Here is a 15539-nt window from a genome sequence, read left to right on the forward strand (position 1 = left end):
AACGTCCTCATTAAGCAACGTCCTCACCCGTTATCTTCATCATTAAACCTGTTCTATGCAACCAACACTGTCCCCCACGTTAACAGCCCCAAAAACTGATCACCCTTTCGCTCCCTTCGGCCTGTCTAACCCCAGTCATAAAATGATTCAAGTTATACGTCGTGATGGTTCCTCGACTGGTCTCAATATCAGCAAAATTCGGATTGTCGTTGAATGGGCCTGTCGCGGCTTGGAGGTTAATCCCATCGCCTTAGAGGCAGGGTTAACGACTCGTTTACGCGATGGTATTAGTACGCGAGAAATTCAGGATAATTTGATTGGTTGTGCTTTGGAAATGTGCAGTCCTGACGAACCAGACTGGCGATATGTGGCAGGTCGGCTTCATATCTGGAGTTTATGGAAAGATACTTTAGTGAGTCGCGGTTATCAGTACGGCAATTACGCCGAAACCGTTCGCTCTAAAATAGCGGCCCATCGCTACGATAATCGGTTAGCAATTTACTCAACGGAAGAATTACAAGAGGCTGGGTCTTGGATTCGTCCAGATTGGGATACGGATTATGACTACGCAGGAGCCGTTTTATTAACGAGTCGTTATTTATTACCCGATGAATTGCCCCAGGAAGCTCTGCTCACCTGCTCTTTACTGTTAGCGTCTGTGGAATCGGCCCATAATCGTCTTAAATGGGCTAAAAAATTCTATGAGGCGATCGCTTCTCGACAAATTTCTTTAGCAACGCCTATTTTAGCTAATTTACGGGTTCCTAATGGTTCTTTAACCAGTTGTTTTATTGTTGGCATTGACGACAATTTAGAGAGTATTTTTAACGAGATTACCAATGCGGCTCGTATTTCTAAAAATGGGGGTGGAGTCGGTGCAAACCTAAGTCGTATTCGGGCAACCGGTAGTTGGGTAATGCACAAAGCTAATGCGTCGGGCGGTGTTATTCCCTGGATCAAATTGTTAAATGATACGGCGATCGCGGTTAATCAGGGAGGTCGCCGCGCAGGAGCAGTAACGGTTGGCATTGATATTTGGCATTTAGACGTGCCAGAATTTTTAGAAATGCAGACTGAAAATGGTTAATTGTAGCCCTTTACATTAGCAATAGTGTAAATGCACCTCCTGAATTGCTGGAAAACCCTAAAGCTGCTCTAACTACAACATAACTAGTAATAGTCAGTGTGAACGTTTAAAAATAGACAGATGTAACAATGGGTCATCAGCAGCCGAGATTTGTGAAAATGAATCGGGTTCAACGACTATCCCAAAGGGAGTACACTCAAGCGAGTGGAAGTAGGAGGTATCCTATAAATTAAACTGTAGGATAAAGATATAGTCTGGTCTTACATGAAAGTGTAAGTTGTCTCAAATGTCTCGGTTCTACCTTTACCAAATCACAACCCCTAATCAAAAGATTTACATTGGCATTACCGATAATCCGCAACAAAGATGGAATCATCACTGTAAGCCATCTTCTGTCAGCCGAAGTGCGATCGCCGCCGCGATTCAAAAATACGGAAAGGACAATGTAAGATTCGAGATTCTCCAAACCTTTAACTCTGAGAAAGAAGCCTTAGCGGCTGAAGCGACAATCGTTAACGAAGATTTTGTAAAAAGCAAAAACACTTACAATCTTTGTTTGGGTGGTGGTAAACCCCCTAAAGTTAAGCCCAACGCTAAAGCGATCAAAATTCAAGGAAGTATCTATTCTACGATTACAGAAGCGGCTCTAGCCCTCGGCTATACCAGGGCACAGATAGATAGGAGAATTAAGCTAAATCTAATTGATTATGAATGGGTTGGGCTAATTTCTGAAAATAATAATCAAGAAACGCTCAAACGTGACAATTTGGTCAAAACGCCAAAAGTAGTCCTATTTAATAATGAGACATTTGCTTCCTATAAAGAAGCTTGCCAAAAGTATCATTTGACTAAAGATGAACTCCTGCAATGCCGACAAAAATTAGGAAGAGACCAAGTAACTCTAGCAGAAGTTTTAAGTTTTAGGGTCGGTAAAAAGCCTATTGAAATTGATGGAATTATGTACACTTCAAGGGTAGAAGCTCAAAACAAAACGGGGCTTTCGATGTACAAAATTCTAGAAATCGAAAAAGGCGCGCCGAGTTATCACCTAAAGAAAAAACAAGTAGCCATGATTTGCCTCGAAACCGATCAAGTGTTACGGATTTTTGAAACCATGACTCAAGCAGCAAACTTTGTGAATGCGGCTTCTTCTTCAAAAATTTGTATGTGTTGTAAAGGTCAGCGACAAAAAGCACACGGCTACAAATGGAGTTACTGGGAAGACAGTCTTGAGAGTAGCGAATCAAGATGAACATTAACGGATCAACGTCGTAAGGCGTATGATGTTTTTCCCCAATTAATCCTACCTGATGAATTTATGCGTCGGGTCGTTAATAAACAGGATTGGATATTAATTGATCCCTATGAAGTTCGTACAAATTTAGATATTGAATTAGCGGAATTATGGGGAGAAGAATTTGAACGAGCTTATCAATTAATTGAGAGTCAATTAGACCGGAAAATTACCCTCTATAAACGGGTGAATGCTCGTGAATTGTTTAAAACAATTATGCGATCGCAGTTAGAGACGGGAATGCCCTATCTAGCTTTTAAAGATACGATTAATCGCGCTAATCCTAATAAACACGCAGGTTATATTCCTGGCGTAAACCTTTGCGTTGCGGGAGAAACCAGAATCCTGACCGATAAGGGACAATTTGCCATTGCCGATCTAGTCGGTGAACAGGTTAATGTATGGAATGGTTCTGAATGGTCAGGTGTATTGGTCAAAAAGACGGGGGAAAACCAACCTTTGCTAAAAGTCCACTTTTCTAATGGCGAATCTCTAGAATGTACCTATTATCACAAATTCCATATCCAAAAAAATTACAAGGGAACCGTTGAGATTGTAGAGGCCAAGGATTTAAAGCAGGGAGATAAACTGATTAAATATCAACTTCCTCTAGTTCAGTCGGAAAACGATATTAATTTTCCCTATGCTTATACATCAGGGTTCTTTTGTGGGGATGGCAGTTATGGGGGCAAAGGAATACCAGAAATTGATCTCTATGGCGTGAAAAAAGAATTGCTTCCTTTTCTGGCTGTTCGTAATAAATATCGGGGGGGAGGCTCCCTAGAAAACGGAACACAATGGCGGAAGGAAACGAATATCGTTGCTGTTTATCATGATATTAAACAGGATCGAATTATTTGTAAGTTGCCACTAGATATTCCAGCTAAATTTACAGTGCCGCTTAACGGTTACACGATTAAATCTCGATTGGATTGGTTAGCAGGACTACTGGATGCGGATGGAACAGTTGCCCGTAACGGCTCTAATGAGTCTCTCCAGATAGCCTCTGTTAATCAGCAATTTTTGCTCGATATTCGCCTGATGTTACAAACCTTGGGTGTTGATTCAAAAGTTACTCTAATGGATGATGCTGGCTATCAGTTAATGCCAAACGGAATTGGTAATTATCAAGAATATCTCTGTCAGTCTAAATATCGATTGCTTATTTCTTCAGTTGGTTTATTCCAATTAGGTCAACTAGGACTGAAAACTCATCGCTTACAGTGGAATTTAAAAGAACCTCAACGATCAGCGAGTCAATTTATTCAGGTTCAAGAAGTTCAATTAACTTGTCGGCGCGATGACACTTATTGTTTTTCTGAGCCTAAACGTCATTTAGGAATGTTTAATGGTATCTTGACTGGACAATGTACAGAGTCATTTTCTAATGTGACCCCTGGGCAGGAAAGTCATTGCTGTAATTTAGTTAGCTTAAATTTAGCCAATGTCGAGGATAAAAACCTGGCAGAATGCTGTCAAATTGCGGTCAGAATGTTAGACAATACGATTGAGTTAACCCATCCTCCTTTTACCGAAGCAAAAAATCATAATGATCAATATCGCACGATTGGAGTGGGGGCAATGGGGTTAGCTGATTGGTTAGCAAAACGTCATTTAACCTACGATCGCCTCGATAAAATTAGTGACTTATTTGAGGATATGGGGTATTACTGTACTCAGGCTTCAATGGAGTTAGCTAAGGAACGGAAACCCTATCAAGCTTTTGTCGGTAGTGATTGGAGTAAGGGGCTATTAATTGGTTCTAAGCCGGTTGAATGGTTTCTGGAAAATGCGTCCCAGGGCGATCGCTGGCAACAACTTTCTGAAGATATTAAAACCTATGGTATTCGGAATTCTCACATAACGGCGATCGCGCCCAACACCTCATCATCTTTAGTACAAGGTTGTACGGCCAGTATTTTACCCGTTTATAGTCGTTTCTTCTATGATAAATGGGCTAAAGGAACCGTTCCCATTGCTCCTCCTTTCATCAATAAATGTTTCTGGTTTTATCCAGAGAATAAGAGTTTAGATCAGACCAAAGTGGTTAAGGCGGTTGCTACCATTCAGCAATGGATTGATACGGGAATTTCGATGGAATTACTCTTTAATCTCAATCATGGGGTGTATTTTCATGAAGAACCAGAACGCAGTTTAAACGCTAAGGACATTTTTGAGCTTTTAGTGCTGGCTTGGCAAATGGGTTGCAAGGCGATCTATTATGTTCGTACAGTACAGAAAGATAATTTCAAGGACTCAGAGGACTCTTGTACAGCTTGTGCCAATTAAAGCTTAAACGTGAATAATTCTGAGCTTAATTGATTAGAAAAATAGTTTCTAACTTACTTAAAAGCAACGTTAGTATTTTAGAAACTTATCTACTCCATTTTCCGCATTTTTGAAAATTTTGTTTGGTTTAAAAACGCTTTATCTTTATGAACAATGATTGTGTTTATATTCATGGCTTGGGTATTTCTTCTTATCGAAGCTTTCCTAAAGATATTCAACAGATATATCCTTTTAAAAAAGTTAATCTGTTTATCGGTCGCAATAACTCTGGCAAATCCAATATATTAAATTTTTTATACAAACATTATCTTTCGATATTTCGCGGGGAAGAGATAGAATTTGAGAATGTTGATTATCATGATTTTGCACTTTTGCAGAAAAATGAGATCAAAACAGAGTTTTACTTTTATGCTAGAAAAGGCTGGAAAGAAGAATTAATTAATAAACATAAATCTATTCCAAAGAATAATAATAATAGTTTCAGATACAAACTTGAAAATCAGCCTAAGAATGAAATTTTACAGAAAATTCTAGAATCAGATCAGTTATCTAAAAATGAAGATTCTTATTTTTGCCTAACCAATCATCAATATTCAATAGGTAGTCATTTCGAGTTTAAAAATTTAGAAATTAATGATTTTGAGAAAATAATTTCTTCAGATAAGCAATTTACAACAGAATACTTAGAAGGACTTCATTCCGATCTAAAACAAAATGGATTAGAGGGATGGAAAAATTTAACTGAAAACAGTAAAAAATCTGAAATTAAATCAATTAAACAAAGTTTCGATTCTTCTCGTTTTGATCATCCAATTGATCAAGAAAAAGAAAATAAAAGAATAGAAAATGATAATAAAATATCATACTTAAAAGAAATTTTTGGTTATGTTTGTGATTTTATGCTAGATTATTCAGGCTATTTTAAAAGTTATTTCAAAGAAGACTTTGGAATAAGTCTTATTCCTGCTATTAGGGAAATAGGAAATCCAGGTACGACTTTTGATGAAAAAAAAGAATTTAACGGTCAGGGCTTAATTGATGGATTACTAAAATTACAACAACCTGATTATTCTGAGCAACATAAAAAAGAACAATTTAATAAAATCAATCAATTCTTAAGAACTGTCACAGATAATGAATCAGCTAAGATAGAAATTCCTCATGATAAATCAAAAATATTAGTAGAAATGGATGGAAAAATTCTACCATTACAATCTTTAGGAACAGGAATTCATGAAGTCATTATCTTGGCGGCGGCGGCAACAATTAAAGAAAATCAAGTGATTTGTATGGAAGAGCCAGAATTACATTTGCATCCACTTTTACAAAAAAAGTTGATCAGCTATCTTCAAGAAAAAACTAATAATCAATATTTTATTACAACCCATTCCGCTCACTTTTTAGATACCCCTGACGTATCAATATTTCATGTTAGTTATGAAAATGGTTGCTCTATTGTCAACAGAGTTGAAACAGATAATCATAAAACTACGGTGTTATCTGATTTAGGATACAAGCCCTCAGATTTACTACAAACCAATTGCGTTATTTGGGTAGAAGGCCCATCAGACCGTATTTATTTAAACTATTGGATTCAATGTTTTTCACCAGAACTAAAAGAAAAAATTCATTATACAATTATGTTCTATGGTGGTGGCTTATTGAGTCATTTATCGGTATCTGATTCAGAAGATGAGGATGACTTAGAACAAGATTTGACCGACTTTATTTCTTTATTAAAAATTAATCGTAACACCGTAATTATGTGTGATAGCGATAAAAGTAATAAAAATGACTCTTTAAAGCCAGCCATTGAAAGAATTAAAGCAGAATTTGAAAATACCGAATTTGAAGGTTTTCACTGGATTACGGATGGTCGAGAAGTTGAAAATTATCTAAATCCTGATATCGTTGAAGAAATCATCAAGCAAAATCATCGCAATGTTGACAAAATAAGTGGCAAAACGATATACAGTTACTTTTGGAAATATAAAAGTAGCAAAGTCAAAAGAAGTCCAAATGCTGACAAAATAAACCTTGCTAGAAAGTTAGTAAAATCTTATCCAGTTTCAAAAGAAAATTTTGAAAAGATAACTAATTCTTCTATTAAAATTAAATTAGAAGGATGGATTGAAAAACTAATTCATTTTATTTGTAAATCTAATGGTATCCAAATAACATAGAGCCGTCGCTCTCTTTTTATTACTTTTGTTTAATCAATTTATAAATTAAATCCTATGAATTCAACTCTTTACAACCAAGATTATTATCAATGGATACAAGAAACAGTAAAAATCCCAGAGCAACGTAACTTTCAAGAAATTGATCTTGATAACCTAATTGAAGAAATTCAAGACTTAGCACTTAACGAAAAACAGGTCATTGAAACCAATTTAATCGTCGTTTTAAAACTTTTGTTAAAATGGCAATATCAACCCGAACAACGATCAGGAGAGATCAAAGCCTCTATTCGGCGGCATCGTTACCAAATTCGAGATGATCCGAAAGTTAGCCCCAGTTTAAAAACCTATCTATCCGAAATTTGGTTAGAATCTTATCAAGAAGCCAGATTACAAGCCGCCGATGAGACCGAATTAGCGATCGCGACTTTTCCTGAACAATGTCCTTATACGATTGAAAATATTCTAAATACAGATTATTTACCCTAGCAATAAACAATGTCAAAAAATGTCTCAATCAATTTTACAAGACGTTAAACAACAGATTGAGCTCCTAACTTGGAATGAATGTTTAGACCTAATCGCTTATATTGCTCAAAAAGGGATAAGCGATCGCAAAGTGGCAATGTGCGATCATACTTTTTCGGCGGAAGAAAGGGCAATTGAACGAATTTAAAGATTTAGACGATCCTAGTCAATGGATTACGACTATTCAAGAAGGAGAAGAAATTAATGAGAAGGAATTAAGAGAATGGTTAGAGTAAAGAGGCTATGAAGACTGAAGACTAAATACCTGATTCAATTGCACAAACTAATTGATATTGAAGATTTTCCTCTTCTACCTTCACAAGTTAGAGACGATTTTAAACAATATCAGCAAATTTTACTACCTGTAAATAATTCGTTGATAGCTTTTCCTGGGAAAAGGTATGATAAGACTTCCGTGATAACATCAGACATAATCAACGAAAAATTTACAATAAGCATAGAATTTAAACCGCTAAGGGTTTTTACAAACATTGGATAATCGATGCTTTTTCGAGTAATCCTAATAATTCACCACTGTCTTTAACCACTGCTAATTGCGGAATTTTGTCTTTTTCTAAACGTTGAGCAACTTCAAAGAGAGATTCAGTCGCATTGACCGTTTTTAGCTGATCAGGAGCTTGCATCACATCATGAATAGAAAACTGTGTCCAATCTGAAGTCGGAATATTTTTGAGAGCATCGACTTCTAGGCTGCCGACTAATTGACCGATCGCGTTCGTAACTAAGAATTTACGCCAAGGGGTTTTACCAATCACATAGTTATTAACAAATTCCCGTAAGTTTAACGCTTCTCCCACAATCGGGCTGTTGGGAATAATTGCATCCTGGGCAGTATAAGCAGACATCGTTTCTTTCACTTGGACATTACGGGCCGAAAAACCAGCATTTTGTAACAAAAACCAACCGACTAATACTGTCCAGAAATCACCCACTGGTAGAACGCGCAAAATCCCTAAACTGCCTACACCAATCGCTAACCAACCAAAGACTTGACCCACACGACTCGCTAACAAAATACCTTTATTTTGATTCCCAGTGATTTGCCAAACTAGGGCCTTGAGAATATTCCCACCATCTAAGGGCAAACCTGGAATGAGATTAAATAAGGCTAGTGCCAAATTAATTGCCGCTAATAGGGCAACGATCGCTTGCAAAGGTAACGGTAAAGATAGGTTTGCACCCAGGATTGTGAGTAATCCACATAGAATTAGACTCACCAATGGCCCGGCGATCGCCACTGCAAAAGCTTCTAGAGGCGTTTCCGATTCCTTTTCTAAATTGGCTAATCCTCCAAATAAAAAGAGGGTAATCGATTTCACTTCAATGCCCTGGGCGATCGCCAGTAAGCTATGACCCAATTCATGGGCAACAACGGAAGCAAATAGCAGCAAGGCAGTCACTAATCCTAAAAACCAAGGAGTAATCCCTGTTAACTGGGGAAAAACTGTCAATTCCTGCCCATAGGTCAGCGTCACCAGTCCTAGCACTAGAAACCAGGACGGATTCACAAAGAAAGGAATCCCAAATAAAGTACCAAGGCGCAGATTGTTATTCAAGCCAAACTCTCCAATCAGGTGAGAAGCGATATGTCCCAATTGTAACGAAATGTAAATTTAAATTAAGAATTCCTAAGGATGTAAATACCGCCCTAAAGCGTTCGGTTATCAGAGCGGGAAGTGGGGGGACTGGGAGCGAGGAGCGTCATTCAACGAAATCTTGCTCTTGCGATCCCTTCCTAAATAGCGGCCATCAAGACCTGGGTAGCGTTCTAACCCCCCTAACAGGTTCGGAAAACTACACTCCCTTAAATACACCTCTGCCAGGCACACTATAAATAAGTTCTCGAACTGCTAAAGACTTGATTAGTTTATAGACACTAATACAGTTCAGATCCTTAAGTAGTCCTTATAGTTATTTCGGAGCAACCGATATTATGGGAAAAGTAGTTGGTATTGATTTAGGAACGACAAACTCCTGTGTCGCTGTGATGGAAGGCGGCAAACCTACCGTTATTGCTAATGCCGAAGGGTTTCGTACCACTCCCTCTGTCGTAGCCTATGCTAAAAACGGCGATCGCCTCGTGGGTCAAATTGCCAAACGCCAAGCGGTCATGAACCCTGGCAACACCTTTTATTCCGTCAAACGCTTCATTGGACGGAAATATGACGAAATTACAAATGAAGCAACAGAAGTATCCTACAAAGCATTACGGGATAGCACGGGCAATGTGAAATTAGACTGTCCTGCCCAAGAAAAACAATTCGCTCCCGAAGAAATTTCGGCTCAAGTTTTACGTAAATTAGTTGATGATGCCAGCAAATATCTAGGAGAAACCGTTACCCAGGCAGTGATCACGGTTCCTGCTTACTTTAACGATTCCCAGCGTCAAGCCACCAAAGACGCGGGTAAAATTGCCGGTATTGAAGTGCTACGGATTATCAACGAACCCACGGCGGCTTCTCTGGCCTATGGTTTAGACAAAAAGAGCAATGAAACCATTCTGGTCTTTGACTTGGGCGGTGGAACCTTTGACGTATCTGTATTAGAAGTAGGCGATGGTGTCTTTGAAGTATTAGCAACTTCCGGTGATACCCACCTAGGTGGCGATGACTTTGACAAAAAGATTGTGGACTTCCTAGCGGAAGAGTTCAAAAAAGTTGAAGGGATTGATCTTCGTTCCGATAAACAAGCTCTGCAACGTCTCACCGAAGCAGCCGAAAAAGCCAAAATTGAACTGTCTGGTGTAACCCAAACCGAAATCAACTTACCCTTTATCACTGCTACCCAGGATGGCCCTAAACATTTAGATACCACCCTCAGCCGCTCAAAATTTGAGGAACTTTGTTCTGATTTGATTGATCGTTGCCGCATCCCTGTGGAAAATGCTGTCCGGGATGCCAAAATTGACAAGAGTGCTTTAGATGAAGTGGTTCTGGTTGGTGGTTCGACCCGTATCCCTGCGGTACAAGAACTGGTGAAAAAGGTACTAGGCAAAGACCCGAACCAAAGTGTTAACCCCGATGAAGTGGTGGCAGTGGGTGCTGCTATTCAAGGCGGTGTCTTAGCCGGTGAAGTCAAAGATATTCTCTTGCTTGACGTTTCACCTCTGTCCCTCGGTGTAGAAACCCTGGGCGGTGTGATGACTAAAATTATTCCCCGTAACACCACCATTCCCACCAAGAAATCGGAAACCTTCTCCACCGCAGTGGATGGTCAAACCAATGTGGAAATCCATGTGTTGCAAGGGGAACGAGAAATGTCCCGCGACAATAAGAGTCTGGGAACCTTCCGTTTAGATGGTATTCCTCCGGCTCCTCGTGGTGTACCTCAAATTGAAGTAACCTTTGATATTGATGCCAATGGTATTCTCAATGTCACAGCTAAAGATCGCGGTACTGGCAAGGAGCAATCCATCAGTATTACCGGTGCTTCTACCCTACCCGATACGGAAGTGGAACGCATGGTCAAAGAAGCCGAATCCAATGCAGCGGCAGATAAAGAACGTCGGGACAAAATTGATCGCAAAAACCAAGCTGATTCCCTCGTTTATCAAGCCGAAAAACAAATTAGTGAATTGGGTGACAAGGTTCCCAGTGCCGACAAAACCAAAGCTGAGGGTCTAATCAAGGATCTTAAAGAAGCGATCGCCGCCGAAAACGATGAGAAGATTCAAAGCTTACTGCCCGAATTACAACAGGTACTTTATAGTATTGGAACTAGTATGTATCAACAAGCAGGTGGCCCTGAAGGAACGGGAGCGGCTCCTGGTGGTAGTGCGGGCCCAACCCCTGGCAGTAGCGGTGGCGATGATGTCATTGATGCTGAATTCTCAGAATAGGATAATTGAACCTCATTACCGGCTGAGTAACGATGCTCAAAGGGTGATTGGCACTTATCCAAGAATAGCGATCGCTTTTTTCAAACATCGGAAGAGGCGATCGCTTTGCTAACTAATGGTTTGAAAACATCGACCAATTCAGGACGACTAACTGATAAACAGGGAAATGGGCAATCCCCATAATTTTCGCCAATCGTTAGGGGAAATTCGGTTTGAGGATCAAGGAAAATAAACAGCCCACCGGCTGCCCGTAAAATCGGCCAAGCCCCCGCAATATCCCAAATTTTAGGAGTCTTTTCTACTCCCCCCAAGGCCGTTCCCGATGCAACTAAGAGAATGTTATAACTGGTCACTCCCACCAGTCGAAACTTACAGGGAAAAGGCTTTGACATAATGTCCGTACTCCGCGAACAGAGAGTAAATACATGATTTAAACTTGGTTCATCTTGACTTGTCTCAATTAATTCTCCATTCAAATAGGCTCCCTCTGGCCCCGTTAAGCCCGAATCTTGCAGCCAATAACCCCAAAAAGATTGATTTAAGAGGGGAAAATGAACATAACCATAGACGGGAGTACCGCGATAGAGTAATCCTAGGGAAATGCCCCAAATAGGAATGCCTCTGGTAAAGTTAGTTGTTCCATCAATGGGGTCAATAATCCAACACCAATCATTGGCCGGAAAAATATGCTCGGTTTCTTCGGTTAAAACACCATGCTCAGGAAAACGTTCCGCTAGGCGATCGCGGAGTTCTTGATCCGTCCATTGATCTGCTTGAGTCACTAGAGTACCATCGGCCTTATGGGTAGCCGCGACTTTGGCAAATTTCGTCACCAATTCTGTAGCGATCGCGGTGGTGGCAACCTGACAAAATTCCAAGACCTCAGTCCAAAACATCTCCATGTCAACTTCTTGGTATAGTGGATTAGCAGCCCGAAACGAGCGATATAGTCATCATCACATACTATAGGAATTTGCTGTGACCCAGGTTTCGTTTAAGGGGAAACACTTTCCCGCTATTTTTCCAGCGATCTTACCGACTCACCTAACCTCCTCAGGAATGCAATTATTAAACCGTCCTGAAGTCCGTAAATGGGGGCGTTGGAGCCTGGCATCCTTTGGCACAGTTCTCATGTTGTCATGGAATTGGAAATTGGTTATGGCAACGGCAGCCGGTATGGGCAGTATGGGCCTAGTTTATCTGGCCCTTGGAGAAAATTGGCAACGTTACTGGCTTCTTTGGCAAGGGTTTTTCAAAGGTTCCCAGGGAAAGTTAACCCTCGCGGTGGGCAGTGGCAGTTTAGCGGCCTTGAGTACCTACATTGCAGCGGAATTGTGGGCAGATACGGACAATCGCTGGTTAGCAACGGGGATGATTGCTGAAGGGGTAGGAACGTTATTAACCCTTGGTCTGTTAAGTTGGCATATTCTTCATCAGCAAAAACAACAGAGCGATAATCAATTTGAACGTCTTTTGCAACAATTAACTGAATCCGATCCCCTAAAACGCCTGATTGCAGTGCGACAATTAACCAAACGTGCTCATCAATCCGTCTTAGTCCCAGGGGAAAAGCAAGAATTAGAAATTTACTTTAATCTGTTATTAAGCCAGGAATCCGATCCCCACATTCGTCAAACGGTTTTAGATCATTTACAGGCAGAACGGACTCAACTTTCTATCCCTAAAATTAATATTCCTCACTGAACTGAACAGTGATCGCTTTACAGAAGCGGGTGAAACGAGGCGAAAGTGTACCGCAGATACTGTAACGGACTCAACTTTCTATCCCTAAAATTAACCTACCTGTAAATAATTCGTTGATAGATTATCCTATGAAACGGTACGATAGGGCTTTCGAGCTCGCGTCAGATGTAATCAACGAAAATTTTACAGCAAGGACTATTTTTAGAGTTGGCGATCGCTTTTTGATTTTTGAACATTGCCCACAAGAAAACTGAGTTTTCTTTCGTCAACCTAATCTACGAATTGGTGATCGCACTGTCTTTAAATTCTTGATGATTTGCTATGACTTTTTGACTATACTTTTGAGCATAGCCTAGAACTTCTTGATGCCACTGAGTATCTTGGGCAAAATCAACCAATGCGTCGGCATTAGCGGCTCCTTGTCGTCCACTACTACGAAGGTGAGACCAGGCAACAATATCACCTAGCGTTTTCATTAATTTCTCTAGGGATTGTTGGTCTAGATTTGGGTTGTCAGAGGAGAGATCAATCTTGTCTTCATTGGGTTGATATTCCCGCATCACAAAATGTTCTCCGTTAATTTCTAAAGAATGTAGCAAAGCCGGTGTGATCGCTTGCATTTTTTTCTGATTTGCGATAATTCGTTGAGATTCATTATTCCATCGTGATTGGGAAAAGTATGAGATGAATCTGGTAAGGCTTGACGGAATTGATTGCTTTAAGTCAAGCAAATAATTATCATCGGGAGACCCTTTTCCCTCAACAAGCACGAGATAACGTTTTAAGCCTAAACTGCCTGTACCTGCAATGCGCCAAACAATATCAATTACATTAAAAAAATCAGGATTTTCTTGACTCTCAGCAAATTTTTGTAATGCAGTTTTGACATCGTTAAAAGTTGGAGAAGTAACTGGGCAAGTTTTGTCTGGTTTAATCTCAATTTTTCGTACATTTTTGTCATTAACAGGTGCTTTTTTGTCTAAAAATTTAGCTCGATCTTTGTCGTGTACCTCATTTAGTAATGCTTCGACTAAACCTTCCGCCGTGTCCCGCTCAATCCAACGGGCTTTTCCATCACTTAGGGTGGTAGTATAGCTGTTTAAAAAAAGCGTTGCTAATGCCAACGGATCGGCAGAACAAGGTTTAATTTCATCAACTGCTAAAAAAAGACTGGTGATGAGGCGAGTAACATCAAAAGTGCAGGGAGCTAAAACAGATTCGTCAAAATCATTAACATCGAAATAAGTTAGGCGATTATCTCCTTTATAGCTACCAAAATTTTCTAGATGTAAATCACCACAAATCCAGCTTAGGGGAGCCTGATTAAGAGGAGAATCGCTCGGCCAATCTTCGTAAAATAAGTGACAACTTCCTCGTAGGAAAACAAAGGGATTTTCCTTCATTTTTTTATACTTGAGTTGAACTAATTCTTGATCACGTCCTGGATTACTGTTAAATTCTTTAATTCGTTGACATATATCTGAGTTGCACATCGGAATCTCCTTCAGAAAAATCTGATTAAAAATAACTAATGGTTTGCTGAAATGGGAAATACTTCTTGATCAATTTAATATTTTGGGAAGTATTTCCACAAAATTGTTGAGCTTTATGCTAATTAGTAAGTTAAGATGAGAGCATTATATTAATAATCTCTAGAAAATATTCCATTTATCACGACTAAGAAAAAAACCGTGACCATCGGGATTACTACATATTAATCCAGTTCTTTTTGATATACATTTAAAACCTGAACTTCTCCAAATATTTTCATAAGAAAGCTCATATTTACTGCCGCCAATGGTATCACTAATGCAAAGAATTTCAGGTTTGCCCTGCTGACGGAGTAGAAAACCAGCACCCCAATCAAATTCACAGTAGCCAGAATAAGGCTGAGGTGGTAGAGGTTTTAACATACTCCGTATTTCGCAGCGCAATGAGTCTTTGTTTTCGCTAACAAGGGAACAATAAATGTTCCCGCTTGGAGTAACAAAGCTGCCAGTTGAATGATTCAATGAATTACTTGTTTTTCGAGATGGGTGTTCGGAAGCCCACAGAATTGGTGTCTGGAATGAAAAAAATAGACACACAAGCAGACCAACTTGAATTTTCTGGCTATACAGCATCGTACTTAACTAATGTGGTTCGTTATTGGTTGTGGATGTATAAGGTGGTCTGCCGTAACCCATCATTCCTGTACTACTACTACGCCGACAAACTTGATTTTCAACATTTCCCCGAATCGCAACGATTGAATTATCAGGGTTAACTTTTTCAACAATGCCAACATGATCGGCTGAACCATCAGCTTGCCAGTCAAAGAAGACAACATCACCGACTTGAGGCGCTGTATCCCACCATCCATGCTCTTTAAACCATTTTGCTGCATAAGGATGGAAAGCGAAACCTTTCGGTGTAGTAATTGGTAAAGGTAAGCCAGCCATATAAAAGCAATAAGAAACAAACATTGCGGCCCAAGGTGCAGGATCTATACCAAACCAAACACCATATTTAGTATGATCAGATCCCAGAGGCTGTTCTTTGTAGCCAATTTCGTTAGCTGCAACTTGTAGAACTTGTTGTGCAGTTGTCATAAAACTA

The 15539-nt window shown here is 39.7% G+C and carries 10 protein-coding genes and 2 pseudogenes; 7 read left to right on the top strand and 5 right to left on the bottom strand.

Annotation, left to right across the window (positions count from 1 at the left end; all coding sequences use genetic code 11):
• Positions 1 to 55 precede the first annotated feature (55 nt).
• From KA717_35450 to KA717_35470, 5 genes and pseudogenes are all read left to right on the top strand, one after another.
• Positions 56 to 1084, top strand: a pseudogene (locus tag KA717_35450) (ATP cone domain-containing protein).
• A 289-nt stretch (positions 1085 to 1373) separates the two neighbouring features.
• Positions 1374 to 2339, top strand: a complete 966-nt coding sequence (locus KA717_35455) for a GIY-YIG nuclease family protein (protein ID UXE64874.1) — start codon at positions 1374 to 1376, stop codon at positions 2337 to 2339.
• 9 nt (positions 2340 to 2348) lie between these two features.
• A pseudogene (locus tag KA717_35460) lies at positions 2349 to 4670 on the top strand (hypothetical protein).
• A gap of 146 nt (positions 4671 to 4816) precedes the next feature.
• Entirely contained in the window at positions 4817 to 6853 is a 2037-nt protein-coding gene (locus tag KA717_35465; GenBank protein UXE60735.1) for an AAA family ATPase, read from the top strand.
• A 54-nt stretch (positions 6854 to 6907) separates the two neighbouring features.
• A complete protein-coding gene (locus KA717_35470) occupies positions 6908 to 7339 on the top strand; it encodes a DUF29 domain-containing protein (GenBank protein ID UXE60736.1) in 432 nt (143 codons plus the stop codon).
• A 521-nt stretch (positions 7340 to 7860) separates the two neighbouring features.
• Here the strand turns inward: KA717_35470 and KA717_35475 are convergent.
• A complete protein-coding gene (locus KA717_35475) occupies positions 7861 to 8985 on the bottom strand; it encodes a site-2 protease family protein (GenBank protein ID UXE64875.1) in 1125 nt (374 codons plus the stop codon).
• 347 nt (positions 8986 to 9332) lie between these two features.
• On the opposite strand from KA717_35475, the gene dnaK reads away from it, so the two are divergent.
• Entirely contained in the window at positions 9333 to 11237 is a 1905-nt protein-coding gene (dnaK, locus tag KA717_35480) for a molecular chaperone DnaK (GenBank protein ID UXE60737.1), read from the top strand.
• Positions 11238 to 11317: 80 nt separating this feature from the next.
• Here dnaK and KA717_35485 read toward each other — a convergent pair whose 3' ends face one another.
• Positions 11318 to 12133, bottom strand: a complete 816-nt coding sequence (locus KA717_35485) for an inositol monophosphatase family protein (protein ID UXE60738.1) — start codon at positions 12131 to 12133, stop codon at positions 11318 to 11320.
• Positions 12134 to 12296: 163 nt separating this feature from the next.
• Between KA717_35485 and KA717_35490 the strand changes: the two genes are divergently transcribed.
• Positions 12297 to 12941 (top strand): hypothetical protein, encoded by a 645-nt coding sequence (locus KA717_35490; GenBank protein UXE60739.1) that lies wholly within the window; start codon positions 12297 to 12299, stop codon positions 12939 to 12941.
• 275 nt (positions 12942 to 13216) lie between these two features.
• On the opposite strand, the gene KA717_35495 is transcribed toward KA717_35490, so the two are convergent.
• The 3 genes from KA717_35495 to KA717_35505 form a co-directional block, all read right to left on the bottom strand.
• Entirely contained in the window at positions 13217 to 14434 is a 1218-nt protein-coding gene (locus KA717_35495) for a DUF2252 domain-containing protein (protein ID UXE60740.1), read from the bottom strand.
• A gap of 159 nt (positions 14435 to 14593) precedes the next feature.
• On the bottom strand, positions 14594 to 14854 hold the full coding sequence (locus tag KA717_35500; protein ID UXE60741.1) for a hypothetical protein: 261 nt from the start codon (positions 14852 to 14854) through the stop codon (positions 14594 to 14596).
• 219 nt (positions 14855 to 15073) lie between these two features.
• Positions 15074 to 15532: a CHAP domain-containing protein gene (locus KA717_35505; protein UXE60742.1), complete on the bottom strand. Its 459-nt coding sequence runs from the start codon at positions 15530 to 15532 to the stop codon at positions 15074 to 15076.
• Positions 15533 to 15539 lie beyond the last annotated feature (7 nt).

The organism is Woronichinia naegeliana WA131 (genome assembly GCA_025370055.1).
GTDB lineage: Bacteria > Cyanobacteriota > Cyanobacteriia > Cyanobacteriales > Microcystaceae > Woronichinia > Woronichinia naegeliana.